Genomic DNA, 25832 nt, shown 5'->3' with positions numbered 1-25832 from the left:
GTAATGGCAGAACAATTAGTAGAAATGAACCAACAATTGGAAAATACTAACGAAGCAATCGCTCTTTTTGGAGTCAATGATGCTCATTTGAAAGTAATTGAACGGGAACTGAATGTATCGATTGTAACTAGAGGTGAAACTGTTCATGCATCTGGAGCAGTTGAAACTGTGACACTCGTAGAAAAAATCTTACAGCAATTACTTGTTGTTATTCGAAAAGGTGTATCAATTACAGAAAGAGATGTTGCGTATGCAATTCAGCTCGCACAACAAGGGAAAATTGCTCAATTTGAAGAGTTATATGAAGAAGAAATCTTTAAAACGGCAAAAGGTAAATCCATTCGTGTAAAAACAATGGGGCAAAGAAGATATATTCATGCAATGAAGAAGAATGATGTTGTATTTGGAATAGGACCTGCTGGGACTGGGAAAACATACTTAGCTGTAGTAATGGCTGTAAGAGCTCTAAAGCAAGGGTATGTAAAGAAAATCATTTTAACGAGACCGGCTGTAGAAGCTGGAGAAAGTTTAGGGTTTTTACCAGGTGATTTGAAAGAGAAAGTAGATCCATATTTACGTCCATTGTATGATGCGTTGCACGATATTCTTGGACAAGAATATACACAGCGTATGATGGAGCGAGGTGTAATTGAAATCGCGCCTCTAGCTTATATGAGAGGGCGTACGCTCGATGATTCATTTGTTATTTTAGATGAAGCGCAAAATACAACGGGTGCACAAATAAAAATGTTTTTAACTAGATTAGGTTTTAGTTCTAAAATGGTTATTACGGGAGACCCTTCACAAGTAGACTTACCAAAAGGGGTAAAATCAGGGCTTTCGCTAGCTTCTAACATTTTATCTGGTGTATCAGGTCTTTCGTTCATTACATTAGAACAAACGGACGTTGTGAGGCATCCGCTGGTGCAACGTATTATTGAGGCATATGATAAAATGGAATGATCCTATTTGTCAGGATCATTTCTTTTTGTATTAAGGTTGGCGAACGGCATATTTTTTACTATCATAAAAGATAAGAGAAATAAACTATAGGTACTGGTGTATCAAAGTGTTCTCTAAAAGTATCGTTGGCTAGAAGAAATGAAAGCTATAAATAGTTTCACTTTATTTCTGGAGAGGAGAAGGTATTGAAATCATGTTAAGAGCTCAAGAAATTTCTAAGTGGTTTCGTAATTTACAACATTCGAAAAAACTAAGTTGGATTTCTTACGTTTTGTTAGGAGCAGTGCTGTTTTTTGCACTTATGAATAATGTAAAACCAGAGCAATTAGATGTTGATATGTATTCTATTGCGAAAAAAACAATTCATTCTCCTATTAAAATTGAAGATAAGGTTATAACGGACAGAAAAAAACAAGAGGCCGCTCAAAAAGTCGGGGATCAATATACATATAGAAGTGAATATAAACAAAATAGAGTAGATATTGTAAATGATGTTTTTGCTAAGGTAAATGAAGTAATTCAGGAGATGAAAGCTGCTGGACCTGAAGAGCAAAAAAAGATGACCGATGCAAATAAATTAGAAAAGTTGAAGAAGAAGTTACCATCTAATTTAACAAAAGAATTATCGGATGAGAATTTATTATACTTTATTAATGCAGAACCAGATCAATTAGAATTAGCAAAAAACGCGGCTTTAACGTCTGTTAGTGTTATTATGGGTGGAAATATTAAAATGTCCGAAGAAATAGCAGCAAAAGAGCGATTTGTTAATGAAATGAAAAGCCTCAATGTGAATAGCGGCTTGAAGGAAGCTGTGAATGCGCTAGGATCATATGCGATTACAGCAAATTATTTTTATGATCCAGCTGTAACGAAAGAGAAGAAGAAAGCAGAAGAGGACTTAGTTCCACCTGTTTATATTCTTCAAGGACAAGTTATTGTTAGAGAAGGTGAAACAATTTCAAGTGATATGTATAATCAGTTGAAATTAGTCGGTTTATTAGAGAAAGGTAATAGTTTTCAGCCTTATGTTGGATTAGCAGTGCTCATTGGTGTGTTACTGTACTTTATGCATAAGCAGTTTGAAGTATTTTTACAGCGCAAAAGAGAAGACAGACCGTACATTTTAGCGTATATTACAATTTTGTCTATCACGATTGTTTTAATGAAAATTATTAGTTTGTTTCAAAAGCTTGAATATGCAGGAATTGCGTATGTTGTCCCAGTTGCGATGGGAACAATACTTGTAAAACTAATGATTGGCGATCGATTTGTATTCTTAACAAGTATGATTTTTTCTGTGTGCGGAAGTATTATGTTTAATGAAGGAGTAACAAGTACACTGAATTATAGTGTAGGTATTTATGTGCTATTAAGTTCATTATCAGTAAGCATTTTCTTAAGAGAAAAAAATCGTCGTACGATGATTTTGCAAGCAGGTATACTCGTTTCTATCTTAAATGTAGTCGTCTTAGCGGCGTTATTATTATTACGTAATGGGAATTTTTCACCTCTTGAAATTGGAACACAATTATTGATGGCTTCCGTTTCAGGTATTATCTCATCCGTTTTAGCGATGGGGATATTACCATATTTAGAGAGTGGACTTGGGATTGTATCAAGCATGAAGCTTATGGAACTATCAAGTCCGAATCATCCGCTTTTGCGTAGAATTTTGTTAGAAGCGCCAGGAACATATCACCACAGTGTAATGGTAGCGAATCTTTCTGAGGCAGCATGTGAAGCGGTCGGAGCAAATGGTGTATTAGCACGTGTAGGGGCGTATTATCATGATGTAGGAAAAACAGTACAACCGCAATTCTTTATTGAAAACCAGATGGGAATTGAGAATCCACATGATAAATTAGATCCTGTGACGAGTAAAGATATTATCATTGCTCACGTAACAGATGGAGTCAGAATGCTCGAAGAATACCATATTCCGCAAGAAATTATCGATATTGCTGGACAACACCATGGTACAACATTACTTAAATATTTTTATTATAAGGCGATTAAAGAAGATAAAGAAAAATATACAGAAGAGATGTTCCGCTATCCGGGATCAAAAGCAACTTCTAAAGAGTCGGCAATTGTTGGTATTGCTGATAGTGTTGAGGCGGCGGTACGTTCTATGAATCACCCAACGCCAGATCAAATAAATAATTTAGTACAAAGTATTATTAAAGATCGCCTGCAAGATGGGCAATTTAGTGAATGTGATTTGACGTTTAAGGAACTACAAATCGTTGGAAAAACGTTATGTGAAACGTTAAATGGTATTTTCCATTCGCGTATTACATATCCGGAACTACCGGAAGAGAAGGAGAAAGAATGAGTTTATTAATTGATTTCATTGATGAAACAGAAGAAGTGAAAGAAGAATATGTGAATTTAATTCGTGAGATATTAGAAAAAGCAGCTCAAATGGAAAAAATAGAGGATGGTGCGGAGTTATCAGTGACATTTGTAGATAATGAACGCATTCGCGAGATTAATCGTGATTACCGAGATAAGGATCAGCCTACTGATGTCATTTCCTTTGCTATGGAAGAAATGGGAGAAGGAGAGATGGAAATTGTAGGTGCAGAGATGCCTCGTATGTTAGGTGACCTTATTATTTCTATTCCGAGAGCGAAAGAACAAGCTGAAGAGTATGGACATTCTTTTGATCGTGAACTTGGCTTTTTAGCGTTACATGGCTTTTTACATTTACTTGGTTATGACCACATGACAGAAGAGGATGAAAAAGAAATGTTTGGAAGACAAAAAGAAATTTTAGAGGCATTTGGATTAGGTCGATGAAAAAAGGAAAACTTATTAATAGTTTTGGATATGCTATAGCAGGTATATTCTTTTGTCTTCGTCATGAACGAAATATGAAAATTCATTATTTAGCCGCAGTCATTGTTATATGCTGCGGCTTTTATTTCCATATTACGAAAGTAGAGTGGATGGTATTACTTATTGTAATAGGAATTGTAATGAGTTTAGAGATGGTAAATACGGCTGTGGAAAAAACAGTAGATTTAGCGACTACTGATATACATCCGTTTGCGAAAATTGCAAAGGATGTCGCAGCCGGAGCGGTTTTATTGTTTGCGATAATAGCCGTTATAATTGGTGCTATTATCTTTTTGCCGTATGTGGTATAGTTGCATTCCAAAGCTTTTATTAAGCTTTGGAAGTGCCGTAAAGGCCTTTAATCAGAGAGTGTATCTATTCACAGCTGTGGACAGGAAGGATGCGGGAACATGAATAGTGAACAATTAATTCAAGAAGCAATCGAAGCGCGTGAACAAGCGTACGTACCATATTCTAAATTTCAAGTAGGTGCAGCATTATTAACACAGGATGGAAAAGTATATCGTGGATGTAATGTTGAGAATGCATCATATGGCTTATGTAACTGTGCAGAAAGAACAGCTTTATTTAAGGCGGTTTCTGAAGGAGATAAAGAGTTTGTAGCTATCGCAATTGTGGCGGATACAAAGCGTCCGGTACCTCCTTGTGGAGCATGTCGCCAAGTTATGGTAGAATTATGTAAACAGGATACGAAAGTATACCTATCAAATTTACATGGTGACGTTCAAGAGACGACAGTCGGAGAATTGTTGCCAGGAGCATTTTTAGCGGAGGATTTACATGAATAGAAAAGGTTATAAATCAGGTTTTGTCTCTATTATTGGCAGACCGAATGTTGGAAAATCTACATTTTTAAATCGTATTATCGGCCAGAAAATTGCCATTATGAGTGACAAGCCACAAACAACTCGTAATAAAATTCAAGGCGTATATACAGAAAATGATTCACAAGTAATTTTCATTGATACACCAGGAATACATAAACCTAAACATAAATTAGGCGACTTCATGGTGAAGATGGCTCAAACGACATTAAAAGAAGTTGATATTGTTCTGTTTATGGTCAATGCAGTTGAAGGATTTGGTCGTGGTGAAGAATTTATCATTGAGAAATTAAAAGAAACGAAACAACCAGTATTTTTAGTAATTAATAAAATCGACCAACTTCATCCAGAGCAATTATTAGAGTTAATCGATCAATACCGCAAACTATATGAGTTTGCAGAGATTGTACCAATTTCTGCATTAGACGGTAATAATGTGGACGCTTTAATTGGAACAATTAAAAAGTATTTACCAGAAGGACCACAATACTATCCAGATAATCAAGTAACGGATCATCCAGAGAGATTTATTATTTCAGAGCTTATTCGTGAGAAAGTACTACATTTAACACGTGAAGAAGTGCCGCATTCTGTGGCTGTTGTTATCGATGCAATTCAAAAACGCGAAGGCGGGGCAGTTTATATCAATGCAACGATTGTTGTGGAACGTCCATCGCAAAAAGGGATTATTATCGGGAAACAAGGGAAGATGTTAAAAGAAGTTGGTAAGCGAGCACGTTTTGATATTGAAGCATTACTTGGTTCTAAAGTATTTTTAGAAGTATGGGTAAAAGTGCAAAAAGATTGGCGTAATAAAATGTCTCAGCTTCGTGACCTTGGTTTCCGCGAAGACGAGTACTAAAATAGAGTAAAGCTGTAATCAGCGGATGTTTTGTTCATCCGCTGATTATTGGTTTTTATGAGTTTTGATAAATTAGGAAAAATTTTTCTCACATGAAAATGGACAAAATGGGTCAATTTAATAACAACAAAGGAAATTGGTTTATAGGCTACGCTTATTGAGAAAGGTGGATTCTTATGCTAGATTTTACCTGGAAGTTTTTCTCCAAAACAGGAAGCATTGAAACGTACTTGCTTTTGAAAGAAATGGAAAAAGACGTAAACGATGAGATGGATCAACATGAAGAGGAGCTAGCACATCTAGACTCTCCAATTTCTTGACCCGTTTTGTTCAAACCTTGGATGGTGACGAACATGTTTCAAAAAGTTGAGGGCATCGTTATCCGTACGACAGATTACGGAGAAACGAACAAGATTGTTACAATATTCTCAAGAGAATTGGGTAAGGTAAGTGCAATGGCAAGAGGAGCGAAAAAACCGAAAAGCCGGTTAGCATCTGTTTCGCAACTTATGACACATGGTAATTTTCTTATTCAAATGGGATCTGGACTTGGAACTTTACAACAAGGCGAGATTATTTCAACTATGAAAGAAATTCGCGAGGATATATTTTTAACTGCTTATGCATCATTTATTGTTGAGTTAACTGATAAAGCAACAGAAGATAAAAAACATAATCCATATTTATTTGAAATGTTATATCAAACGTTGCATTATATGTGTGAGGGTGTTGATTCAGAAGTATTATCATTAATTTATCAAACGAAAATGCTTCCGGTATTAGGGATGCGCCCGTATTTTGATACATGTGCGATTTGTCATCAAGAAACAGATTTTGTCGCCTTCTCTGTCCGGGAAGGCGGTTTTCTGTGCTCGCGTCATGCTGAACAAGACCAGTATCGTATACCAGTGGGGGAAGCTGTACATAAATTATTACGTCTTTTCTACCACTTCGATTTACATAGACTTGGGAATGTATCAGTGAAGGATAGCACAAAAAAACAAATGCGTTTAGTATTGAATACATATTATGATGAATATTGCGGGATTTATTTGAAATCAAGACGTTTCTTAGAACAACTTGATAAGTTTCAAATATAATTTGGGGCCGTATACGGTCCTTTTTACATCCTATCTTTTTCAAATAGCATATTTAGTATATAATATTTAAGAGATAGTATAACTTTTTTCGTTGTGCACTGAAGGTGGTGATTATCATAGAGCTGAATAAACGGCAAGAACATATCATTCAGATTGTAAAAGATCACGGTCCTATTACAGGGGAGTCAATTGCTGCGCAATTGGGATTAACACGTGCAACGCTAAGACCAGACTTAGCAATTTTAACGATGGCTGGTTATTTAGAAGCGCGTCCACGCGTAGGTTATTTTTATACGGGTAAAACTGGGGGGCAGCTATTATCTGAAGCTGTTAAGAAAATTAAAGTACAAGATTATCAATCTAGACCGGCTGTAATTGATAAAAATGTATCAGTATACGATGCGATTTGTACGATGTTTCTAGAGGACGTAGGTACATTATTCGTTGTAGATCAATCGACTCTATTAGTTGGCGTTGTATCTCGTAAAGATTTATTACGAGCTAGCCTAGGAAAGCAGGATTTAACCTCTCTTCCGGTTAATATTATCATGACAAGGATGCCAAACATTGCGATGTGTCGTAGAGAAGATTCTTTATATGATATTGCGATGGAATTAATAGAAAGACAGATTGATGCGATGCCAGTTGTAAAAGATACGAAACAAGGTTTAGAAGTGATTGGACGAATTACAAAAACAAATATTACACGTGCGTTTGTAAACTTAGTAAATAACGAATAAGTGTAATTTGTTTAAAGTGAGGTAATGTAATGGATAATAAAATCGTATATGTCGTATCTGACTCTGTTGGAGAAACGGCTGATTTGGTTGTTCGAGCAGCGATGGGGCAATTCCCATTCGCTCCTGATATTAGACGTGTACCGTATGTAGAAGATACAGGGACATTAAAAGAAGTGATTTCAATTGCTAAGAGCAATCAAGCGCTTATTTGTTTCACGTTAGTAAAGCCTGACATGCGCCAGTATTTAGTGACAGAGGCTGCGAAAGAAGGCGTAGAGGCATATGATATTATCGGGCCTCTTATCGATCAAATTGAAGAAATTACAGGGCAAGTACCAAGATATGAGCCGGGTGTTGTTCGTAGATTAGATGAAGAATACTTTAAAAAGATTGAAGCGATTGAGTTTGCTGTAAAGTATGATGATGGTAGAGACGCACGTGGTATTTTAAAAGCAGATATCGTGTTGATTGGGATTTCGCGAACATCAAAAACACCACTTTCTCAATATTTAGCTCATAACAAACGTTTGAAAGTTGCCAATGTACCGCTCGTACCAGAAGTAGATCCACCTGAAGAGTTATATCAAGTGGCTAAAGAAAAATGCTTCGGTTTGAAAATTACGCCAGATAAGTTGAATCATATTCGAAAAGAGCGATTGAAATCACTTGGATTAAGTGACGGTGCAACATATGCCAATATTAATCGTATTAAAGAAGAAATTGATCACTTTGAGAATGTAGTCGGTAAAATAGATTGTCAAGTAATTGATGTATCGAATAAAGCGATTGAAGAAACAGCTAACATTATTGTGAATGCAGTGCAAAACCAAAAATTGTTTTAGCACATTTACCAAAGGTGAATGTGCTTTTTTCGCTCATGAAAAAAGCAATGCCTGTTGATTTCGTAATAGATTATAGCGGAGTGGTTATACTTATATTCTTCTGTCTTTTTATTAGGCTAAAGGTAGGGTTTCGTTATCCTGAAATAGAAGATGAAAAAATAAAGGGATATGTAGCGCAGTTGAAGAAAATATATTATAATAAAAAATTGTGATAAAAACCTATATTTTACGTTTAGACTTTAATTTTTCAGAATAAACTAGGGATAGGATTTACGAAAAGACATGTAATTACGTTAAATCGACAAAATCTATACAAGAAAACGCACATTATGGAAGGATTCGCAGAAGGGATGTAGAATACAGAAATATGCAAAACATCAATATCGTATTAGTTGATGCAGATGCATATCCTGTGAATGCTGAAAATTGTGCAAGTTGGAACGAAAGTTCATGTCGAAATTTTGTTTGTCACATCGTATGCTCATCGTTTAAGGAAGTAGCAAGGGAAATTGGATCTATGTAGATGCTGAATAAGCTAAAGTTGATTTTTTATATGTATCAACATGCAAAAGAAACAGATCTCGTGATCACATAGGATATGGTACTTGCTAGTCTTCTTGTAAAAAAAGTGTATATGTATTGTCTCCAGGAGGTACATTTGTAACAGGTGAGCAAATGGATACAATTTTATATAGTAGGTATATATCTGCGAAATTACGCAGAAAAGGGCCTGCAAAATCGTTTGATAACGTGATCGACAACACTTTCTAATAAGTTTAGAAAAAATATTGTCGAATTATAAAGGAATTTTTTAATTTATATCGAATACAAAATACGACACGGAGATGGATTTATGGGGAACAGAATTCCCGAAGAAGTTGTTGAACAGATTCGGACGTCATCGGATATTGTAGAAGTGATTGGTGAATACGTTCAACTTAGAAAACAGGGACGTAACTATTTCGGCCTTTGTCCATTTCATGGTGAGAATTCTCCTTCATTCTCTGTTTCATCGGATAAGCAAATTTTTCATTGCTTCGGATGTGGAGAAGGTGGAAATGTATTTTCCTTTCTAATGAAAATGGAAGGATTGGCTTTTACCGAGGCTGTTCAAAAGCTAGGTGAAAGAAATGGAATTGCGGTTGCAGAGTATACATCAGGGCAAGGACAACAAGAAGACATATCTGATGACACTGTCATCATGCAACAGGCTCATGAACTTTTGAAAAAGTATTATCATCATTTATTAGTAAATACAGAAGAAGGAAATGAAGCACTTTCGTATTTGTTAAAACGTGGTATTACGAAAGAGATGATTGAGAAGTTTGAAATTGGTTATGCGTCACCTGCTTGGGATGCAGCAACGAAAATTTTACAAAAAAGAGGCTTATCGCTGTCTAGTATGGAACAAGCTGGTCTTCTCATAAGAAGCGAGAAGGATGGTAGTCATTATGATCGCTTCCGTGGAAGGGTTATGTTTCCAATCTATACGTTACAAGGTAAAGTGATAGCGTTTAGTGGAAGGGCGCTAGGAGATGATACTCCGAAATATTTAAATAGCCCTGAAACACCGATTTTTCATAAAAGTAAATTGTTGTATAACTTCCACCAAGCGAGGCCGTTTATTAGAAAACGTGGGCAAGTGGCTCTTTTTGAAGGGTATGCCGACGTACTAGCTGCGGTAAAAAGTGGTGTGGAAGAAGCTGTTGCGACAATGGGAACAGCTTTAACTGAAGAACAAGCAAAACTTCTGCGACGTAACGTTGAAACTGTTGTTCTTTGCTATGATGGTGATAAAGCAGGGCGAGAAGCAACGATGAAAGCAGGGCAATTATTGCTAAAAGTCGGTTGCCAAGTGAAAGTTATATCCTTGCCAGATAAGCTTGACCCTGATGAATATGTGCAACAATATGGGACAACTGCTTTTGAAAATCTTGTGAAATCAAGTATAAGTTTTGTTGGTTTTAAAATAAATTATTTGCGTTTAGGGAAAAATTTGCAAGATGAGTCTGGCAAAGAAGAATATGTGAAAAGTGTTTTAAAAGAGTTATCGTTGCTACAGGATGCGATGCAGGCAGAATCATATTTGAAGTCATTATCGCAAGAATTTTCGTATTCAATGGAAACACTTTTGAATCAATTGCACCAATATCGCAAAGAACAAAAGGTACAGCAAAAGCAAGTAAAGCAGGTTTCTAAGCCGTCTCAAATTGTTCAAACAAAACCGAAGTTAACAGGTTTTGAAAGGGCAGAAAGAGAAATTATTTACCATATGTTGCAAAGTCCAGAAGTGGCTGTTCGTATGGAATCCCATATAGAAGATTTTCACACAGAAGAACATAAAGGGATTTTATATGAACTATACGCATATTATGAAAAGGGAAATGAACCTTCAGTCGGAACATTTTTAAGTTGGCTCTCTGATGAGAAGTTGAAAAATATTATCACTGATATTTCGACGGATGAATTTATTAATCCAGAATACACAGAAGAAGTGTTACAAGGCCATTTGGAGACGCTTAGACGTCATCAAGAAAAACTTGAGAAGACGGAAATCATCTTTAAGATAAAACAGATGGAAAAAACAGATCCTGTAGAGGCTGCTAAATATTATGTAGCATATTTACAAAATCAAAAAGCGAGAAAATAGCTTTTTTGATAAATTTTTAGTATAATGAATGTTTGTATCTCGCGTAAGGAGGGGAACAGATGGCTGACAAACCAGCTCGTTCTAAACAAATTGAAACTGAAATGACCCTTGAGCAAGTGAAAGAACAACTCACTGAGCTCGGAAAAAAACGTGGCGTTCTTACATATGAAGAGATTGCAGAACGCATGAATGGATTTGAAATTGAATCCGATCAAATGGATGAATACTATGAATATTTAGGTGAACAAGGGATTGACTTAGTCGGTGACAATGACAACGAAGAAGGTCCTAATAATCGCCAAATTTCAAAAACGGAAGAAGAATTCGACCTTAATGATTTAAGTGTACCACCTGGGGTTAAAATCAATGATCCTGTTCGTATGTATTTAAAAGAAATTGGTCGTGTAGATTTACTATCTGCAGAAGAAGAAATTCGACTTGCAACGCGTATTGAAGATGGCGATGAAGAAGCGAAACGTCGTCTTGCAGAAGCAAACTTACGTCTTGTAGTAAGTATTGCAAAGCGCTACGTGGGCCGTGGTATGCTTTTCTTAGACTTAATCCAAGAAGGGAATATGGGTCTAATTAAAGCGGTTGAAAAGTTCGATTATCGTAAAGGTTTCAAATTTAGTACGTATGCAACTTGGTGGATCCGCCAAGCGATTACACGTGCGATTGCAGACCAAGCACGAACAATTCGTATCCCAGTTCATATGGTTGAGACGATTAATAAGTTAATTCGTGTACAACGTCAATTATTACAAGATTTAGGACGCGAACCATCTCCTGAAGAGATTGGTGAAGAAATGGATCTTGCTCCAGAAAAAGTACGCGAAATCTTAAAAATTGCACAGGAGCCAGTTTCTCTTGAAACACCGATTGGTGAAGAAGATGACTCCCATTTAGGTGATTTCATTGAAGACCAAGAAGCAACATCGCCTGCGGACCATGCAGCGTATGAATTGCTAAAAGAACAATTAGAAGATGTGTTAGATACACTAACAGATCGTGAAGAAAATGTTCTACGTCTTCGTTTTGGCTTAGATGATGGACGAACTCGTACGCTTGAAGAAGTTGGGAAAGTATTCGGCGTAACGAGAGAACGTATCCGTCAAATTGAAGCAAAAGCACTTCGTAAATTAAGACATCCAAGCCGTAGTAAGCGTCTTAAGGATTTCTTAGAATAGGTTCTTTTTAAGTTTACTTCACCTTTGTGAAGTAAACTTTTTTATTTTGTTAACTTTTGTTAAACTTTAGCTATCGGCAACGATTACAATTTCTTGTAATTTATTTTACAGAATTGTCTTTTGATTTGCAAATGCTCATTTTTCGATTTTTCGATTAATTTTGTTTATTCTATACAAAAATATATGTAGAAAAGTGAAAAATATGATGAGAAACGTTAATAATTATCGAAATAATAAGCGATATAACAATAAAAAACAATAAACTGAATTTATGGAATATTTTTAACGATTAGTAGTTTACTCTTTTCTGATAGAGCGTTTTCAAGTACAATGGAAATGACTGAATCATCTAACTATTTAGGGGTATAGAGGGGGGAGAAGAGATATGAAACGTAATCCGCTGATTCCGTTCGCTCTTATTGCAGCATTGGGTATTATCGTTATGTTTGTATTTTCATTTCAGGGGCTAAATAAATCTAAAGAGTTAGCTGATGCAAAAAATGGTGGGAAGCCAGCGCAAACAGCATCGAAGCCAGAGGATATTGTGAAGCAAAGCTGTACGAGCTGCCACGGTGACCAGTTACAAGGGGCAGTAGGGCCTAATTTACAAAAGATTGGTGGGAAACTTTCGAAAGATGAAATTAAAGAAATTCTTTCGAAAGGAAAAGGAAATATGCCACCAAATATAGTTCCAGCTGATCAAGCGGCTAAAGTAGCTGATTGGTTGTCGAAGAAAAAATAAAGTTTCGTATGACAAGCCTTTTGCTTATGCAAAGGGCTTGTTTTTCTATATTTTCTAAAATACGATGAGTGATCGAGAAGTGAATTGTTGTTATGGGCTTGCAACAACTACTATAAATTCATTATCATGGAGACAGACTGACAAGAGAAGGAGTAATGGAAATACATGAATGAAGTAAAGCTTTCAAAACGATTAGAAGAAGTTGTGCGCGAAATACCAGTAGGATCTACAGTTGCTGATATTGGATCGGATCATGCGTATTTACCGTGTTATACAATTATAAATAATATTGCTACAAAAGCAGTTGCAGGAGAGGTTGTAGATGGACCATTTCGCTCTGCACAAGCAACTGTAGCTGAAAGTGGCTTACAAGATAAAGTGGATGTGCGTAAAGGGAATGGATTAGCTGTTATCGCGCCGGGAGAAGTAGATGTAATTACGGTTGCCGGAATGGGCGGAGCGTTAATTCGTGACATTTTAGAAAGTGGTAAAGAAAAATTAGAAGGTGTAACGCGTTTAATTTTACAACCGAATATTGCAGCGCATCACATCCGTGAATGGTTTATTGAAAATGGATGGGAGCTTATCCATGAAAAAATCGTAAAAGAAGATGGGAAAATTTACGAGATCTTAGTAGGAGAGCGTGGAAACATTGCGATGCCTTACTCTGAGAATAAGCAAGCTGAATTGTTTATGGGTCCATTTTTAATAAAAGAAAAAGGTGAAGCTTTCGTTGAGAAATGGGAGGGAGAATTGAAAAACTTCCAAAATATTTTAAAGCAGTTAGAACGTGCGGCTGATTCTGAAGAAACAAAAGCGAAGCGTGCGGAAGTAGAAGCGAAAATGAAAATGATAGGGGAGGTTTTATCATGAGTAAAATTCCAAACGGCCATGAAATTATTTCTTTATTTGAAAGTATGTATCCGAAGCATTTGGCAATGGAAGGAGATAAGATTGGCCTGCAGATTGGAGCGCTTAATAAACCTGTACAGCACGTATTGATTGCGTTAGATGTAACGGAAGAAGTTGTGGAGGAAGCAATTCAATTAGGAGCAAATGTCATTATTGCGCATCATCCTTTAATTTTTAATCCGTTAAAAGCGATTCATACAGATAAAGCGTACGGAAGAATTATTGAAACGTGTATTAAAAATGATATTGCCATTTATGCAGCACATACAAATGTGGATGTCGCTAAGGGTGGGGTAAATGATTTACTTGCTGAGGCGTTAGGATTGCAAAATACAGAAGTTCTGGCACCGACATATGCAGAAGAAATGGGAAAAATTGTTGTGTTTGTGCCAGTAACTCATGCAGAAGAAGTACGGAAAGCATTAGGAGACGCAGGTGCTGGTCATATCGGCAATTATAGCCACTGTACGTTTAGTAGCGAGGGTACAGGTACGTTTGTACCTCAAGAGGGGACAAATCCTTATATCGGGGAAACTGGACAGTTAGAGCGCGTAGAAGAAGTGCGAATCGAAACGATTATTCCAGCTTCACTACAGCGAAAAGTGATTAAAGCAATGGTAACGGCACATCCATATGAAGAAGTAGCGTATGATGTGTATCCGCTTGATAACAAAGGCGAAACATTAGGGCTTGGGAAAATAGGATACTTACAAGAAGAAATGACACTTGGACAGTTTGCAGAACATGTAAAGAAATCATTAGATGTAAAGGGTGCACGAGTTGTTGGGAAATTAGATGATAAAGTGCGCAAAGTAGCTGTACTTGGTGGCGATGGTAATAAATACATCAATCAAGCTAAATTTAAGGGAGCGGATGTATATGTAACGGGTGACATGTATTATCATGTTGCTCATGATGCGATGATGCTCGGCTTAAATATAGTTGACCCAGGACATAACGTTGAAAAAGTAATGAAGAAAGGTGTGCAAAAGCAATTACAAGAAAAAGTGGATGCAAAGAAACTCAATGTACACATTCATGCTTCGCAATTACATACAGACCCATTTACATTTGTATAAGAAAAATAAAAACCGTTGCCCATATAGGCAACGGTTTTTATTTTTGTTCTTTTTTCACTTTTACACGAGGTAATATTTTTTGTAACGGTACTTTTCGAACTCTCTCCCACGTAGCGGGATTCATTGGATCATATTGATCTAAGAAAGCGATAACTTCTTTCGTAATTGGAGTTGGAGTAGAAGCACCTGCTGTAACAGCTACGTTTTCTACACCTTGTAGCCACTCTAATTTAATCTCACTTACGTCTGCAACGCGGTATGCTTTCGTACCAGCGATTTCTTGTGATACTTGTGCTAAACGGTTTGAGTTGTTACTTTTTGGATCACCGACAACAATTGTTAAATCGGCAACATCAGCTTGTTTAGCGACCGCTTCTTGGCGAACTTGAGTTGCTAAACAAATTTCCTTATGGAATTCTGCTGTTGGGAATTTCTTCTGAATGTCCTCCATTAAATGCTGAACATCCCATTGGCTCATCGTCGTTTGGTTCGTAACTAAAATCTTATCCGTTGGAATTTCTAATGTTTTTAAATCATCAGCTCTTTCAATAAGATGAACGATGTCAGGTGCGATACCAACTGCGCCTTCTGGTTCTGGATGATTTTTTTTGCCGATATAAATGACATGGTAACCTTCAGCTTTCTTTGCTTCGATAAGGTCATGTGTTTTTGTAACATCTGGACAAGTGGCATCGATTGTCGTTAAACCTTTTTCTTTTGCACGTTGTTTAACTTCTGGAGAAACACCGTGTGCAGTGAAAATAACAGTACCAGATTCGATTTTATCTAAAATGTCTAATCGACTTGGACCGTCTAATGTAATGATGCCATCTTCTTCGAACGCATCTGTTACATGTTTGTTGTGAACAATCATACCTAAAATATAAATAGGTCTTGGTAATGATGTATCTAATGCGGCGTTACGTGCAATAACCATCGCGTCCACAACACCGTAGCAATAACCACGAGGGGAAATTTTAACAATTTTCATATGAGTAATCCTCTCCTTCTAAACAAGGGATACTTTTGTGCATAGTCTTTTACATTATAAAGGAGGAGTGGATAGAAAACAAAGGATTGTTACACATATAGTTTTGGTTTTGTTGCTATTTTTTGAACAGGCTCCTCTCGTAATTCTTTTTCTATGACAGGCTCAATCACTATTTTTTTTCTTTTTCTTTTTTTTTGTGGAGGAGGCGGAGTTGCTACCTCAACCTTTTCTGCTATGTCTTCAGCTTGATCTTCAGTTGAATCTTCTTCCGTACTTTTTCCAGAGGTGAGGATTTTAACAATGCTTGGTAAGTTACGCATAATAGGACCGTACTGTTCGACGACAGGGCTTACAGATTGAACGACTTGGGAAACTTTTTCAATATTGTTTATCATATTAGTTGGATTCGAAATTAAATTCGCAAAAAAACTGCCGATGCCGCTACTGGATGCTGCTGTAGTTGCTGCACCGCCGCGCGTTTCATTTGATTCATACATTTGAGGGGGAATCATTTGCTCTGGATGCGGCTGCATGTATGGTTGATATTGTTGTGAGTATTGCTGCGGGTATTGTTGTTGGTATTGGTATTGTTGTTGATATTGGGGCGGCGGTTGCTGGCGCTGGTGCTGGTGCATCATTGGCGGCGGTCCTTCCATTTGTCGATAAGGTGGAACCATTTGCATGAAAGGCTCGGTGGGATCATTTTTTTTAAAGAGTTTAGCAAGGAAACCTTTCTTTTTTTGTGCCATCGGTGGTAGTTGTGGAATTGGATATGGTGTATAAGGTTGCTGTCCTGGATTCGGATACATTTGCCTTGTAGGAGATTTTGGAAACATGTGAGAAATCCTCCTTTCTTCAGTTAGGTATATACACATACAATATGCAATAAGAGGGAAGAAGGTTAGTTTTTGAAGGAAAAACCTAAACTAAAGATGGATTTTACTTGTAGATTTCGATATAATGTAGACTTGACTGATTTGTGCGCGCAGTAGAAATTTAGAAAGAAGGTGTAACTTATGACACAACAAACTTTTACACAGTATGATTTTAAACCATTTTTAATAGATGCAGTTCGTGAACTACGCTTTACAGAGCCGACAGGAATTCAAAAGAAAATTTTCCCGGTTGTGAAAAAAGGTGTAAGTGTAATTGGACAATCCCAAACAGGTTCTGGGAAAACACATGCATACTTACTTCCTACATTGAACAGAATTAATGCAAGTCGTGAAGAAGTACAACTTGTTATTACAGCGCCTACTCGTGAGTTAGCACAACAAATTTACGAAGAAATCGTGAAATTAACAAAGTTTTGTGCGGAAGATCAAATGATTACAGCACGTTGTTTAATTGGTGGAACTGATAAACAACGATCAATTGAAAAGTTGAAAAAGCAACCTCATGTTGTAGTTGGAACACCAGGACGTATTAAAGATTTAGTAGAAGAGCAAGCGCTATTTGTTCATAAAGCAAATACGATTATTGTCGATGAAGCAGACTTAATGCTTGATATGGGATTCATTCATGATGTAGACAAAATTGCAGCACGCATGCCTAGAAACTTGCAAATGCTAGTTTTCTCTGCAACAATTCCTCAAAAACTAAAACCGTTTCTGAAGAAATATATGGAGAATCCAGAGCATATTCATATCAATCCAAAACAAGTTGCGGCTGGGAATATTGAACATTATTTAGTACCTTCTAAACATCGTAACAAAATCGATTTAGTGAACAAAATGTTGCTACAATTTAAACCATATTTAGCAGTTGTTTTCACGAATACGAAGAAGATGGCGGATCAGGTTGCTGACGGATTAATGGAACGTGGCTTAAAAGTTGGACGAATTCACGGAGATTTATCACCGCGTGATCGTAAAAAAATGATGAAACAAATTCGTGACCTTGAATTCCAATATATTGTTGCAACGGATTTAGCAGCACGTGGTATTGATATTGAAGGAATTAGTCATGTTATTAACTACGAACTTCCATCAGACTTAGATTTCTTCGTTCACCGCGTTGGAAGAACAGCACGTGCAGGGCATTCAGGTATTGCAGTGACGATTTATGATCCAGCAAACGAAGAAGCGTTAGATAGTTTAGAAAAACAACGTCATATTGAATTCAAGCATGTAGATTTACGTGGAGATGAGTGGGCGGATTTAGGTGAACGTCGTCGTCGTAAGAGCCGTAAGAAACCAAATGATGAACTTGACGTTATGGCAACAAAAGTTATTAAAAAGCCGAAAAAAGTAAAACCAAACTATAAACGTAAACTTGCAACAGAACGTGACAAAGTGAAGAAAAAATATAGCAATAAAAAAAGATAAGGGGAGCCCCCTTATCTTTTTTTATCCCGCTTTAATGGGCAGTAAGACCCCCACCTCAAAATTCAGCGAAAGCAAAGAAGTTAGGTCGGGGTCGGGCTGCCCATTAAAGTCCGATTGGTGAGGGCTAATAATCAGCGGGGAATGGAAAAAACACTGATTAAAGTTTCGGTGTAGCCAGTTACAATTTGCGTAGTGTTTTAGGAACAAACAATTCACTACATATTTCTACAAATTATGCTATCATTATATCTATTGTATATTGAAGAGGTGATTGTATGTTAAAGATTGGATCTCATGTTTCCATGAGTGGTAAGAAAATGTTATTAGCAGCAAGTGAAGAGGCTGTTTCATACGGTGCAACGACGTTTATGATTTATACAGGTGCGCCACAAAATACACGAAGAAAACCAATTGAAGAATTGAATATAGAAGCAGGAAGAAAACATATGGAACTAAACGGTATTGAGGACATTATCGTACATGCGCCATATATTATTAATGTTGGGAATACGACGAAACCAGAAACATTCCAATTAGGTGTAGACTTCCTTCGCATGGAAATTGAAAGAACATCGGCATTAGGTGTGGCGAAACAAATCGTTCTTCACCCAGGTGCGCACGTTGGGGCAGGAGCGGATGCTGGTATTCAACAAATTATTAAAGGGCTTAATGAAGTGTTAACGCCAGAACAGACGGTTAACATTGCGTTAGAAACGATGGCAGGAAAAGGAACGGAATGCGGTCGTAGCTTTGAAGAAATTGCAAAGATTATTGATGGTGTAAAATATAATGAGAAATTATCAGTATGCTTTGATACGTGTCATACGCACGATGCAGGATATGATATTGTAAATGATTTTGACGGCGTATTAAACGAATTTGATAAGATTGTTGGTATTGATCGTTTGCAGGTACTTCATATTAATGATAGTAAAAATGTACGCGGCGCAGGAAAGGACCGTCATGAAAATATCGGCTTCGGTCATATCGGTTATAAAGCGTTACATCATATTGTGCATCATCCGCAGTTAATGCACGTACCAAAAATTCTTGAAACGCCATATGTAGGTGAAGATAAAAAAGATAAGAAGCCACCATATAAATTAGAAATCGAAATGCTGAAAAATGGTACTTTTGATGAAGGAATTCTTGAGAAAATTAAAGCGCAATAAGCAATAAGGAGGGGATTTTCCCCTCCTTATTTTAGTAGTTGCTGAAATAAAGTATTTACTTGTTGGGCAGTAGCAGGGGAGGTTACTTTTGCTATTTGTTTTAAGAGCGCTAGCCGTTCGTCATTATCGTAAATGTTAATATTCTTTCCTTTCATAAGTAAAACAATTTGATCGGCTTGGGCAGTCGTAATAGAGACTTCATATTCTTTGCTATATTTCAATAACTCTTTTGTAGAAATATGATTTAATTTTTTATTTACGAGTTGTTTAATGAGGTTCATCGAGTTATCCTCCTTCACACGTTCTTCTATCGAAATATATGAGTACGTAGCTTGTACATATTCGTATAGAGTTTCTTTTTTCATGAGAAAAAGAAGCGTATGTTATAATATAAGGACAAAACTATAGAAAAAGAGTATAGGGAGGATTTATGGAGCAGAAGCAACATCGAAAAGAAAGTGTTATCCATCTTATTTATCGTTTAGTTATGATTATTTTTGGGGCGGCATGCGCAGCGGTAGCGATTGAACTATTTTTAATGCCAAATAAAATTATTGATGGTGGAATTATTGGTATTTCTCTTATATTAGATTATCTTACTCCTAATATTTGGTGGTTAAGTTTCTCTACTTTAGTCGTTATTCTCAATATCCCATTTATGTATTCAGGCTATAAGCAAATCGGAAAAACGTTCATGCTATCTTCGGCGTTCGGTATTGTAGCTTTAGCATTTATTGAATCAACGTTACATGCTGTTCCACCATTTACAACAGAGCCAATTTTAGCGACAGTGTTTGGTGGTCTTATTTTAGGTCTTGGTGTAGGACTCGTTATTCGTCATGGTGGATCAATGGACGGAACAGAAATTATGGGTATTTTATTAACGAAGAAATTACCTTTCTCTGTTGGTGAATTTGTAATGTTTGTGAACTTATTTATTTTTGCATGGGCGGCATTTGTATTTGGTGTTGAACAAGCTATGTATTCTGTTATGGCGTACTATATTGCCTTCAAAACAATTGATACAGTCATTCAAGGTTTAGATGAAACGAAAGCAGTTTTAATTGTATCAGATCAATATGAGGAAGTATCAAATGCGATTTTGCATCGTCTTGGTCGTGGAACTACAAAGCTTGTAGCGAAAGGCGGTTACACGGATAAAGAAAAAGAAGTTATTTATGCAGTTGTAACGCGTCTGGAAGTGACAAAGTTAAAATCAATTGTGTATGAAATTGATGCGAATGCGTTTGTTACGATTATGAGTACGCAAGAGACAAATGGTGGTAAGTTTAAATCGGCTATTCACTAAAACATGTATCCCGCTATTTGAGGGCAAATAATCGGTAGGAGATGGCCTCATCTGATTAAGGTTACGTTTTATAGGGATATTTTTCGAAAGCAGAGAATTTTTCTCTGCTTTTTGTTATAATAGTAAGGTTTCTTGAAAAAAATGATATATTTTAGGCAGATTGGTTTACAACTATAATAAGCTGTACTATAATTCAAATAGATATAAATCGGAATCATTCTGAATTAAAATAGGTGAGATGCTATGAATAATATATTAGAAATAGAAGGATTGTCATTTCGATATGAAGATCGAAATGTGTTAGAAGATATTAATTTGCAAGTTCCGAAGGGAGCTTTTTTAGGTTTAGTTGGGCCAAATGGTTCTGGGAAATCAACTTTGCTAAAATGTTTATTAGGCGTTTTAAAGCCAAAGCAGGGAAGTATTCGTTTGTTTGGTGTTGATAGTAAGAAGTTTAAAGAATGGAACAAAGTTGGTTATGTGTCGCAAAAAGCAAATAGCTTTAATTCTGGTTTTCCGGCAACTGTTTTTGAAGTTGTATCAATGGGACTCGTTTCGAAAAAAGGGCTGTTTCGCTTTTTTACGAAAAAAGATAAGGAAAAGGTAGAAAAAGCGATTGCTGATGTGGGGATGAGTGAGTTTCAGGGGCGCAATATCGGAGAACTTTCTGGTGGACAACAACAGCGTGTATTTATTGCTCGTGCGCTCGTTAGTGATCCTGAATTACTTATTTTGGACGAGCCCACTGTTGGAATCGATGTGAAGAATGTAGAAAGTTTTTATGAGATATTAGAGGATTTAAACAAAAGGTTAGGAATCACATTAATTCTCGTTACTCATGATATGGGAGCTGTTACGGAAAAGGTAACACATGTTGCATGTTTAAACCAACATCTACATTTCCATGGAAATGTAGAGAAGTTCCGAGAGTTAGAAGATGCGGAAATGTCGGTCTTATATGGACATCATGTTCATCGTTTAGAACACGAGCATGAGCATCACGGGAGGATATAATGATACAAGATTTTTTACAATATGACTTTTTACGTAACTCTTTATATGCAGGAATTTTAATAGGACTTGTTGCACCGCTTATCGGTGTGTTTGTTGTCATTCGCCGTATGTCGCTTATTGCGGATGCATTAAGTCACGTGACATTATCAGGTATTGCTGCAAGTCTACTACTAGAAAAAACAATTTTTACAGGAGGATTTTTAAATCCTTTATATATGGGGATGGTTTTTTCTATTGGTGGGGCGTTACTAATTGAAAAATTACGTACTGTATATAAACATTATCAAGAATTAGCAATTCCGATTATTCTTTCAGCAGGAATGGGGATTGGGGTTATTTTTATATCACTTGCAAATGGATTTAACACTGATTTATTTAGTTATTTATTTGGGAGTGTAAGTGCTGTAACAAGTACAGATTTAATCATTATTGGCATTGTAGCAATTGTTGTTATTGCAACGATTACTTTATTATACAAAGAGTTATTTTTACTATCGTTTGATGAGGAATACGCTGTATCAACTGGTTTGAGTGCAAAGTGGATTCACTTTATTTTCATTATATTGGTTGCTCTTGTCATTGCAGTATCAATGCGTGTAGTAGGGGTTCTGCTCGTATCATCATTAATGACTTTACCAGTTGCAGCAAGTATTCGTATTGCGAATGGATTTAAACAAACAATTTTCTTTTCCATTTTATTTGGTGAAATTGCAGTAATTGGTGGAATGTTTGCTTCATATCAACTTGATCTAGCGCCAGGTGGTACAATTGTTATGATAGCAGTTCTTATTTTAATTGGTGCGATTTTATGGAAAAAGAAAAAAACTGCATAAAGTAGGGATAGATATGAATCTAACAGAAGCTTTACGCCTAATGAAAGATAAAGGATACAAACATACTGGGAAAAGGGAAGAAATGCTCAGGTTATTTGCAGCTCACAATCGTTATTTAACGGCGAAAGACGTTTTAGAGCATATGAAGGATGATTATCCAGGTCTTAGCTTTGATACGATTTATCGTAACTTAACGGTGTTTGCTGAAATTGGTGTTCTGGAACAAACGGAATTAAATGGTGAAAAACATTTTCGATTTACATGTTCTATTATGGAACATCATCATCATTTTATTTGTTTAGATTGCGGGGGGACGAAAGAGATTACTTCCTGCCCGATGGATTTTATGAATAAAGATTTTAACGGTTATGAAGTAACCGGTCATAAGTTTGAAATATACGGCCGTTGTCCAAAATGTGCAAAGTAAAAGCTCGTCAGTTATATAACTGACGAGCTTTTTACGTAGAAAAGAAGGTTGCTCACAAATATTGTGGCAACCTTCTTTTTATTGTTCTTGTGTTTCTTTTTCTCGTTCAGCAGCCATTTCAGCAGCGATTACGTCGATTTCTTTTTTCAGTTCTTCTACCATGATTTCTTCTGGTACTTTACGAACAACTTGACCTTTACGGAATAATAATCCTTCTCCACGTGCACCGGCAATACCGATATCAGCTTCACGAGCTTCACCAGGACCGTTTACAGCGCAGCCAAGTACTGCAACTTTAATTGGTACTTTTAGTGTAGAGATGTATTCTTCTACCTCGTTAGCGATGCTAATTAAGTCAATTTCAATACGACCGCAAGTTGGACAAGAAATAAGTGTTGCTGCATTAGATGCAAGGCCGAATGACTTTAATAGTTCACGTGCAACTTTTACTTCTTCAACTGGGTCAGCACTTAATGAAATACGTAGTGTATTTCCGATGCCTTTATTTAAGATTGCTCCAAGACCAGCGGCACTTTTTACAGTTCCGGCAAATAATGTTCCAGATTCTGTAATACCTAAATGTAATGGATAATCAAAAGCACGTGCAGCTTTTTCGTATGCTTCAATTGCTAAATTAACATCAGAGGCTTTCATAGATACGATAATATCGTGGAAATCTAAGTCCTCTAAAATTTTAATGTGATGTAGGGCACTCTCGACCATACCATCTGCAGTTGGGTATCCGTACTTTTCTAAAATGTGACGCTCTAATGAACCTGCGTTTACACCGATACGGATTGGAATACCGCGTTCTTTTGCTGCGTTTACAACAGCTTCTACTTTATGGCGACGACCAATGTTACCTGGATTGATACGTACTTTATCAATGCCACCTTCAATTGCTTTTAAAGCAAGGCGATAATCAAAATGAATATCAGCAACAAGTGGAATGTTGATTTGTTTTTTAATATCAGCAATAGCATTTGCTGCGCGTTCGTCTGGAACAGCAACACGAACGACTTGACAGCCAGCTTCTTCTAAACGTTTAATTTCAGCAACTGTTGCTTCAACATCATGTGTTTTTGTTGTTGTCATACTTTGTATAATTAATTCATTATTACCGCCAATTGTTAAATTACCGACTTTAACTGGACGTGTTTTTGTACGATGAGTCATTTCATTCACGAATAGATCGCTCTCCTTATAAAAGAAGTTTCTTATTTAGTCCCTCATATCAATGATAGTATACGTGATACAGGGCTATAGAAACCGAAGTGCTCGGTTTCACTTTTACTATTGTATCAGCGCCTTTATGTAATTGACAAGGATTAAGTGATTGCTTATTGATATAACGGGAATTTATAAGACTTTCCAATTTGTATTTTTGTAGCAGATGTATTTTTATTTAATTGTTTAAAATCATCAATTACTTTTTCGATAGAAGGAATTTTCTTCTTATTAATCGCTTCTGTAATGGAAAGAACCGTATCACCTGTTTTGACTTCTATTGTTTTATAAGTGACATTTGCTTCTTTTTCTGTTTTGTTCTCTTTATTTTGTTTTGTATCTGTATTTTCTTGTTTTATCGTTTGGGCCGCATTTGTTTTTTTATATGAACTTAACATCGGTAAAGTGCCGATTTTTATATCGTAATAAAATATATAACCAAGAACAAGCACGAATAAGAATATACCTAATCTCTTCATATTCTTCACTCCTTTGCTAGGAATATATGCTTGTCCAAAAAAAAAATGCCTATTTAGGCATTTTTTTCGTTCGGTTTTGGAACTTCTTTAATCGTTAAGTATAGAACAATTAAAACAACTGCGATATAAATGAATGTAGAACCAGGTACAACAATTTTGAATAAATCCATAATCATAAAGAAGATTGTTGGAATTGTGTAGCTGTATGCAGTTAACGTCCATACTTGCTTATAAGATAATTTACGTTGACCACTCATAGCAGAACCTATAAACGCAAGTAAAGTAATTCCTAAGAAAGTAATAAACAATTGGAATAGGTATACTAACACGCCGATAACGGCTAGTAAAATTGGATAAATACTATCGAATACAGAAATAAAATCTTGCAAATCTTTCTTCTCAAGAGATGTCCCTAATAAATCATTATAGGAGTATGTTTGTTGCTGACCATTTCCTATAGAAACTACTTTATCTTTTAAAATAAATAAACCAGTTTTGTTTTGATATTGTTCTATATCTGTTGTATTGGGATCAAATACGAAAAGAGCATCTCCCTCTTCCTTTTGAATAGGTTGTTCAATATCTGCTTTTAGTTCACCGTTTTCAATTTTAAAATCAGGTAAATCTTTTTCAATTGCTTGATTTACCATAGTAACACTATCTTGGATAAAGCTACCGTAAAAGAATGTTCTTGGAATAGTAGTGATTAGACAAAGTAGCATAATATACAAAATGGTTTTTCCGATTTTTTGAAAACGGAATAGCGCCATATCTTTAGGCGAATATACGCTTTTTGCTAATTGGGTAAATATGGACATAGATTCACTTCCTTTGTGTATGTATAAAATCATTGTAACGTAGGAATCTAGAGAATCTCAAGATATATTATATTTACATATAGTGGAGATAACTAAATTTCTTTTTATTAATTTTCTTCTTTTAAATGAGAAAAATACAATTGACACTTTTCTTTTCCATATGGTAAATTTATCTTACATTTCTTAAAGGATATATCCGATAGGAATTCCTTTATTTGATATGTTGTTACATACATAATTGTGGACCCTTAGCTCAGCTGGTTAGAGCAGACGGCTCATAACCGTCCGGTCGTAGGTTCGAGTCCTACAGGGTCCATATCCATTTCACATGTTTATTACGTCAGTAGGAAGCTTCCTTGTAGAAGGGAGCTTTTTTTACGGAATATATGAGCATTTTAATTGAAAAGAAGTGGGAATTTTGCTACGTTAATGATAGCAAGACAATGTGATTTATTTGTTTGCACCCTAT

Annotated in this window: 28 protein-coding genes and 1 tRNA gene; 23 read left to right on the top strand and 6 right to left on the bottom strand. The window is 36.2% G+C overall.

All coding sequences use genetic code 11. The annotated features are described in order from the left end of the window. Positions 1 to 3: 3 nt before the first annotated feature. The 16 genes from MHB74_RS21155 (at position 4) to MHB74_RS21080 (ending at position 14766) form a co-directional block, all read left to right on the top strand. Positions 4 to 963 carry a PhoH family protein gene (locus MHB74_RS21155; RefSeq protein ID WP_061677308.1) on the top strand — a complete coding sequence of 320 codons (960 nt, stop codon included), beginning with the start codon at positions 4 to 6 and terminating at the stop codon, positions 961 to 963. 193 nt (positions 964 to 1156) lie between these two features. Then, positions 1157 to 3301: an HD family phosphohydrolase gene (locus tag MHB74_RS21150; RefSeq protein ID WP_000942638.1), complete on the top strand. Its 2145-nt coding sequence runs from the start codon at positions 1157 to 1159 to the stop codon at positions 3299 to 3301. After that, entirely contained in the window at positions 3298 to 3768 is a 471-nt protein-coding gene (gene ybeY, locus MHB74_RS21145; RefSeq protein WP_000054689.1) for an rRNA maturation RNase YbeY, read from the top strand. Before MHB74_RS21150 ends, ybeY begins: the two co-directional genes overlap by 4 nt. Continuing rightward, complete coding sequence (locus tag MHB74_RS21140; protein WP_000715483.1) at positions 3765 to 4118, top strand: diacylglycerol kinase family protein; 354 nt, start codon at positions 3765 to 3767, stop codon at positions 4116 to 4118. Before ybeY ends, MHB74_RS21140 begins: the two co-directional genes overlap by 4 nt. 99 nt (positions 4119 to 4217) lie before the next feature. After that, positions 4218 to 4616: a cytidine deaminase gene (locus MHB74_RS21135; RefSeq protein WP_061677309.1), complete on the top strand. Its 399-nt coding sequence runs from the start codon at positions 4218 to 4220 to the stop codon at positions 4614 to 4616. Next, positions 4609 to 5514, top strand: a complete 906-nt coding sequence (era, locus tag MHB74_RS21130; RefSeq protein ID WP_061677310.1) for a GTPase Era — start codon at positions 4609 to 4611, stop codon at positions 5512 to 5514. Before MHB74_RS21135 ends, era begins: the two co-directional genes overlap by 8 nt. Before the next feature lie 176 nt (positions 5515 to 5690). Then, positions 5691 to 5834 carry a YqzL family protein gene (locus MHB74_RS21125; protein WP_000883924.1) on the top strand — a complete coding sequence of 48 codons (144 nt, stop codon included), beginning with the start codon at positions 5691 to 5693 and terminating at the stop codon, positions 5832 to 5834. Positions 5835 to 5867: 33 nt separating this feature from the next. After that, complete coding sequence (gene recO, locus MHB74_RS21120; RefSeq protein WP_000487012.1) at positions 5868 to 6614, top strand: DNA repair protein RecO; 747 nt, start codon at positions 5868 to 5870, stop codon at positions 6612 to 6614. A gap of 107 nt (positions 6615 to 6721) precedes the next feature. Beyond that, complete coding sequence (locus MHB74_RS21115) at positions 6722 to 7354, top strand: helix-turn-helix transcriptional regulator (RefSeq protein ID WP_000583755.1); 633 nt, start codon at positions 6722 to 6724, stop codon at positions 7352 to 7354. Positions 7355 to 7383: 29 nt separating this feature from the next. Continuing rightward, positions 7384 to 8196 (top strand): pyruvate, water dikinase regulatory protein, encoded by an 813-nt coding sequence (locus MHB74_RS21110; protein ID WP_000368939.1) that lies wholly within the window; start codon positions 7384 to 7386, stop codon positions 8194 to 8196. Between the two features lie 367 nt (positions 8197 to 8563). Beyond that, complete coding sequence (locus tag MHB74_RS21105; RefSeq protein ID WP_169833821.1) at positions 8564 to 8719, top strand: hypothetical protein; 156 nt, start codon at positions 8564 to 8566, stop codon at positions 8717 to 8719. Positions 8720 to 9049: 330 nt separating this feature from the next. Then, positions 9050 to 10846: a DNA primase gene (dnaG, locus tag MHB74_RS21100; protein ID WP_061677311.1), complete on the top strand. Its 1797-nt coding sequence runs from the start codon at positions 9050 to 9052 to the stop codon at positions 10844 to 10846. Between the two features lie 59 nt (positions 10847 to 10905). Then, entirely contained in the window at positions 10906 to 12033 is a 1128-nt protein-coding gene (gene rpoD / locus MHB74_RS21095) for an RNA polymerase sigma factor RpoD (protein WP_000764063.1), read from the top strand. A gap of 385 nt (positions 12034 to 12418) precedes the next feature. Beyond that, a complete protein-coding gene (gene cccA / locus MHB74_RS21090; RefSeq protein ID WP_000828145.1) occupies positions 12419 to 12775 on the top strand; it encodes a cytochrome c550 in 357 nt (118 codons plus the stop codon). Between the two features lie 165 nt (positions 12776 to 12940). Further along, on the top strand, positions 12941 to 13648 hold the full coding sequence (locus MHB74_RS21085) for a tRNA (adenine(22)-N(1))-methyltransferase (protein ID WP_061677313.1): 708 nt from the start codon (positions 12941 to 12943) through the stop codon (positions 13646 to 13648). Beyond that, positions 13645 to 14766, top strand: a complete 1122-nt coding sequence (locus MHB74_RS21080; protein WP_061677315.1) for a Nif3-like dinuclear metal center hexameric protein — start codon at positions 13645 to 13647, stop codon at positions 14764 to 14766. The genes MHB74_RS21085 and MHB74_RS21080 overlap by 4 nt, the downstream gene beginning before the upstream one ends. Before the next feature lie 37 nt (positions 14767 to 14803). Here MHB74_RS21080 and MHB74_RS21075 read toward each other — a convergent pair whose 3' ends face one another. Continuing rightward, a complete protein-coding gene (locus MHB74_RS21075; RefSeq protein ID WP_061677317.1) occupies positions 14804 to 15757 on the bottom strand; it encodes a 4-hydroxy-3-methylbut-2-enyl diphosphate reductase in 954 nt (317 codons plus the stop codon). A gap of 89 nt (positions 15758 to 15846) precedes the next feature. Further along, on the bottom strand, positions 15847 to 16593 hold the full coding sequence (vrrA, locus tag MHB74_RS21070) for a VrrA/YqfQ family protein (RefSeq protein ID WP_061677318.1): 747 nt from the start codon (positions 16591 to 16593) through the stop codon (positions 15847 to 15849). Between the two features lie 180 nt (positions 16594 to 16773). Here vrrA and MHB74_RS21065 point away from each other — a divergent pair, with 180 nt between their 5' ends. Continuing rightward, complete coding sequence (locus MHB74_RS21065) at positions 16774 to 18084, top strand: DEAD/DEAH box helicase (RefSeq protein ID WP_061677320.1); 1311 nt, start codon at positions 16774 to 16776, stop codon at positions 18082 to 18084. Positions 18085 to 18359: 275 nt separating this feature from the next. Beyond that, complete coding sequence (locus MHB74_RS21060; protein ID WP_061677322.1) at positions 18360 to 19256, top strand: deoxyribonuclease IV; 897 nt, start codon at positions 18360 to 18362, stop codon at positions 19254 to 19256. 26 nt (positions 19257 to 19282) lie between these two features. On the opposite strand, the gene MHB74_RS21055 is transcribed toward MHB74_RS21060, so the two are convergent. Then, positions 19283 to 19537, bottom strand: a complete 255-nt coding sequence (locus MHB74_RS21055) for a DUF2624 domain-containing protein (protein WP_061677324.1) — start codon at positions 19535 to 19537, stop codon at positions 19283 to 19285. A 149-nt stretch (positions 19538 to 19686) separates the two neighbouring features. On the opposite strand from MHB74_RS21055, the gene MHB74_RS21050 reads away from it, so the two are divergent. The 4 genes from MHB74_RS21050 to MHB74_RS21035 all read left to right on the top strand — a co-directional run bounded on the left by MHB74_RS21050 (position 19687) and on the right by MHB74_RS21035 (position 22839). Then, positions 19687 to 20565, top strand: a complete 879-nt coding sequence (locus tag MHB74_RS21050; RefSeq protein WP_061677326.1) for a YitT family protein — start codon at positions 19687 to 19689, stop codon at positions 20563 to 20565. A gap of 243 nt (positions 20566 to 20808) precedes the next feature. After that, positions 20809 to 21579, top strand: coding sequence for a metal ABC transporter ATP-binding protein (locus MHB74_RS21045; protein ID WP_061677328.1), 771 nt, complete (start codon positions 20809 to 20811; stop codon positions 21577 to 21579). Then, positions 21579 to 22412, top strand: a complete 834-nt coding sequence (locus tag MHB74_RS21040) for a metal ABC transporter permease (protein ID WP_061677330.1) — start codon at positions 21579 to 21581, stop codon at positions 22410 to 22412. The genes MHB74_RS21045 and MHB74_RS21040 overlap by 1 nt, the downstream gene beginning before the upstream one ends. 13 nt (positions 22413 to 22425) lie before the next feature. Continuing rightward, a complete protein-coding gene (locus MHB74_RS21035; protein WP_001054512.1) occupies positions 22426 to 22839 on the top strand; it encodes a Fur family transcriptional regulator in 414 nt (137 codons plus the stop codon). A gap of 78 nt (positions 22840 to 22917) precedes the next feature. Here the strand turns inward: MHB74_RS21035 and ispG are convergent, their stop codons facing one another. From ispG to MHB74_RS21020, 3 genes are all read right to left on the bottom strand, one after another. Then, the gene (ispG, locus tag MHB74_RS21030) at positions 22918 to 24015 is read right to left on the bottom strand and encodes a flavodoxin-dependent (E)-4-hydroxy-3-methylbut-2-enyl-diphosphate synthase (protein ID WP_131802508.1); all 1098 of its coding nucleotides are present in this window, start codon (positions 24013 to 24015) and stop codon (positions 22918 to 22920) included. A 164-nt stretch (positions 24016 to 24179) separates the two neighbouring features. Then, positions 24180 to 24545 (bottom strand): hypothetical protein, encoded by a 366-nt coding sequence (locus tag MHB74_RS21025; RefSeq protein WP_061677335.1) that lies wholly within the window; start codon positions 24543 to 24545, stop codon positions 24180 to 24182. 53 nt (positions 24546 to 24598) lie between these two features. Next, the gene (locus MHB74_RS21020; protein WP_061677337.1) at positions 24599 to 25363 is read right to left on the bottom strand and encodes a DUF1189 domain-containing protein; all 765 of its coding nucleotides are present in this window, start codon (positions 25361 to 25363) and stop codon (positions 24599 to 24601) included. Positions 25364 to 25605: 242 nt separating this feature from the next. Between MHB74_RS21020 and MHB74_RS21015 the strand changes: the two genes are divergently transcribed. Then, a tRNA-Ile gene (locus MHB74_RS21015) sits at positions 25606 to 25679 on the top strand. The last annotated feature ends 153 nt before the right edge of the window (positions 25680 to 25832 follow it).

Source organism: Bacillus sp. FSL K6-0069, from assembly GCF_038007785.1.
Taxonomy (GTDB): domain Bacteria; phylum Bacillota; class Bacilli; order Bacillales; family Bacillaceae_G; genus Bacillus_A; species Bacillus_A mobilis.
The sequence above is the reverse complement of the archived record's forward strand: the minus strand, read 5'-3'. Positions and strand labels throughout refer to the sequence as shown.

Bases quoted from the DNA above. Each gene is read 5' to 3' on its own strand.
- MHB74_RS21155 (WP_061677308.1), top strand. From the start codon at position 4: ATGGCAGAACAATTAGTAGAAATGAACCAACAATTGGAAAATACTAAC.
- MHB74_RS21150 (WP_000942638.1), top strand. From the start codon at position 1,157: ATGTTAAGAGCTCAAGAAATTTCTAAGTGGTTTCGTAATTTACAACAT.
- ybeY (WP_000054689.1), top strand. From the start codon at position 3,298: ATGAGTTTATTAATTGATTTCATTGATGAAACAGAAGAAGTGAAAGAA.
- MHB74_RS21140 (WP_000715483.1), top strand. From the start codon at position 3,765: ATGAAAAAAGGAAAACTTATTAATAGTTTTGGATATGCTATAGCAGGT.
- MHB74_RS21135 (WP_061677309.1), top strand. From the start codon at position 4,218: ATGAATAGTGAACAATTAATTCAAGAAGCAATCGAAGCGCGTGAACAA.
- era (WP_061677310.1), top strand. From the start codon at position 4,609: ATGAATAGAAAAGGTTATAAATCAGGTTTTGTCTCTATTATTGGCAGA.
- MHB74_RS21125 (WP_000883924.1), top strand. From the start codon at position 5,691: ATGCTAGATTTTACCTGGAAGTTTTTCTCCAAAACAGGAAGCATTGAA.
- recO (WP_000487012.1), top strand. From the start codon at position 5,868: ATGTTTCAAAAAGTTGAGGGCATCGTTATCCGTACGACAGATTACGGA.
- MHB74_RS21110 (WP_000368939.1), top strand. From the start codon at position 7,384: ATGGATAATAAAATCGTATATGTCGTATCTGACTCTGTTGGAGAAACG.
- MHB74_RS21105 (WP_169833821.1), top strand. From the start codon at position 8,564: ATGCAAAACATCAATATCGTATTAGTTGATGCAGATGCATATCCTGTG.
- dnaG (WP_061677311.1), top strand. From the start codon at position 9,050: ATGGGGAACAGAATTCCCGAAGAAGTTGTTGAACAGATTCGGACGTCA.
- rpoD (WP_000764063.1), top strand. From the start codon at position 10,906: ATGGCTGACAAACCAGCTCGTTCTAAACAAATTGAAACTGAAATGACC.
- cccA (WP_000828145.1), top strand. From the start codon at position 12,419: ATGAAACGTAATCCGCTGATTCCGTTCGCTCTTATTGCAGCATTGGGT.
- MHB74_RS21085 (WP_061677313.1), top strand. From the start codon at position 12,941: ATGAATGAAGTAAAGCTTTCAAAACGATTAGAAGAAGTTGTGCGCGAA.
- MHB74_RS21080 (WP_061677315.1), top strand. From the start codon at position 13,645: ATGAGTAAAATTCCAAACGGCCATGAAATTATTTCTTTATTTGAAAGT.
- MHB74_RS21075 (WP_061677317.1), bottom strand. From the start codon at position 15,757: ATGAAAATTGTTAAAATTTCCCCTCGTGGTTATTGCTACGGTGTTGTG.
- vrrA (WP_061677318.1), bottom strand. From the start codon at position 16,593: ATGTTTCCAAAATCTCCTACAAGGCAAATGTATCCGAATCCAGGACAG.
- MHB74_RS21065 (WP_061677320.1), top strand. From the start codon at position 16,774: ATGACACAACAAACTTTTACACAGTATGATTTTAAACCATTTTTAATA.
- MHB74_RS21060 (WP_061677322.1), top strand. From the start codon at position 18,360: ATGTTAAAGATTGGATCTCATGTTTCCATGAGTGGTAAGAAAATGTTA.
- MHB74_RS21055 (WP_061677324.1), bottom strand. From the start codon at position 19,537: ATGAACCTCATTAAACAACTCGTAAATAAAAAATTAAATCATATTTCT.
- MHB74_RS21050 (WP_061677326.1), top strand. From the start codon at position 19,687: ATGGAGCAGAAGCAACATCGAAAAGAAAGTGTTATCCATCTTATTTAT.
- MHB74_RS21045 (WP_061677328.1), top strand. From the start codon at position 20,809: ATGAATAATATATTAGAAATAGAAGGATTGTCATTTCGATATGAAGAT.
- MHB74_RS21040 (WP_061677330.1), top strand. From the start codon at position 21,579: ATGATACAAGATTTTTTACAATATGACTTTTTACGTAACTCTTTATAT.
- MHB74_RS21035 (WP_001054512.1), top strand. From the start codon at position 22,426: ATGAATCTAACAGAAGCTTTACGCCTAATGAAAGATAAAGGATACAAA.
- ispG (WP_131802508.1), bottom strand. From the start codon at position 24,015: ATGACTCATCGTACAAAAACACGTCCAGTTAAAGTCGGTAATTTAACA.
- MHB74_RS21025 (WP_061677335.1), bottom strand. From the start codon at position 24,545: ATGAAGAGATTAGGTATATTCTTATTCGTGCTTGTTCTTGGTTATATA.
- MHB74_RS21020 (WP_061677337.1), bottom strand. From the start codon at position 25,363: ATGTCCATATTTACCCAATTAGCAAAAAGCGTATATTCGCCTAAAGAT.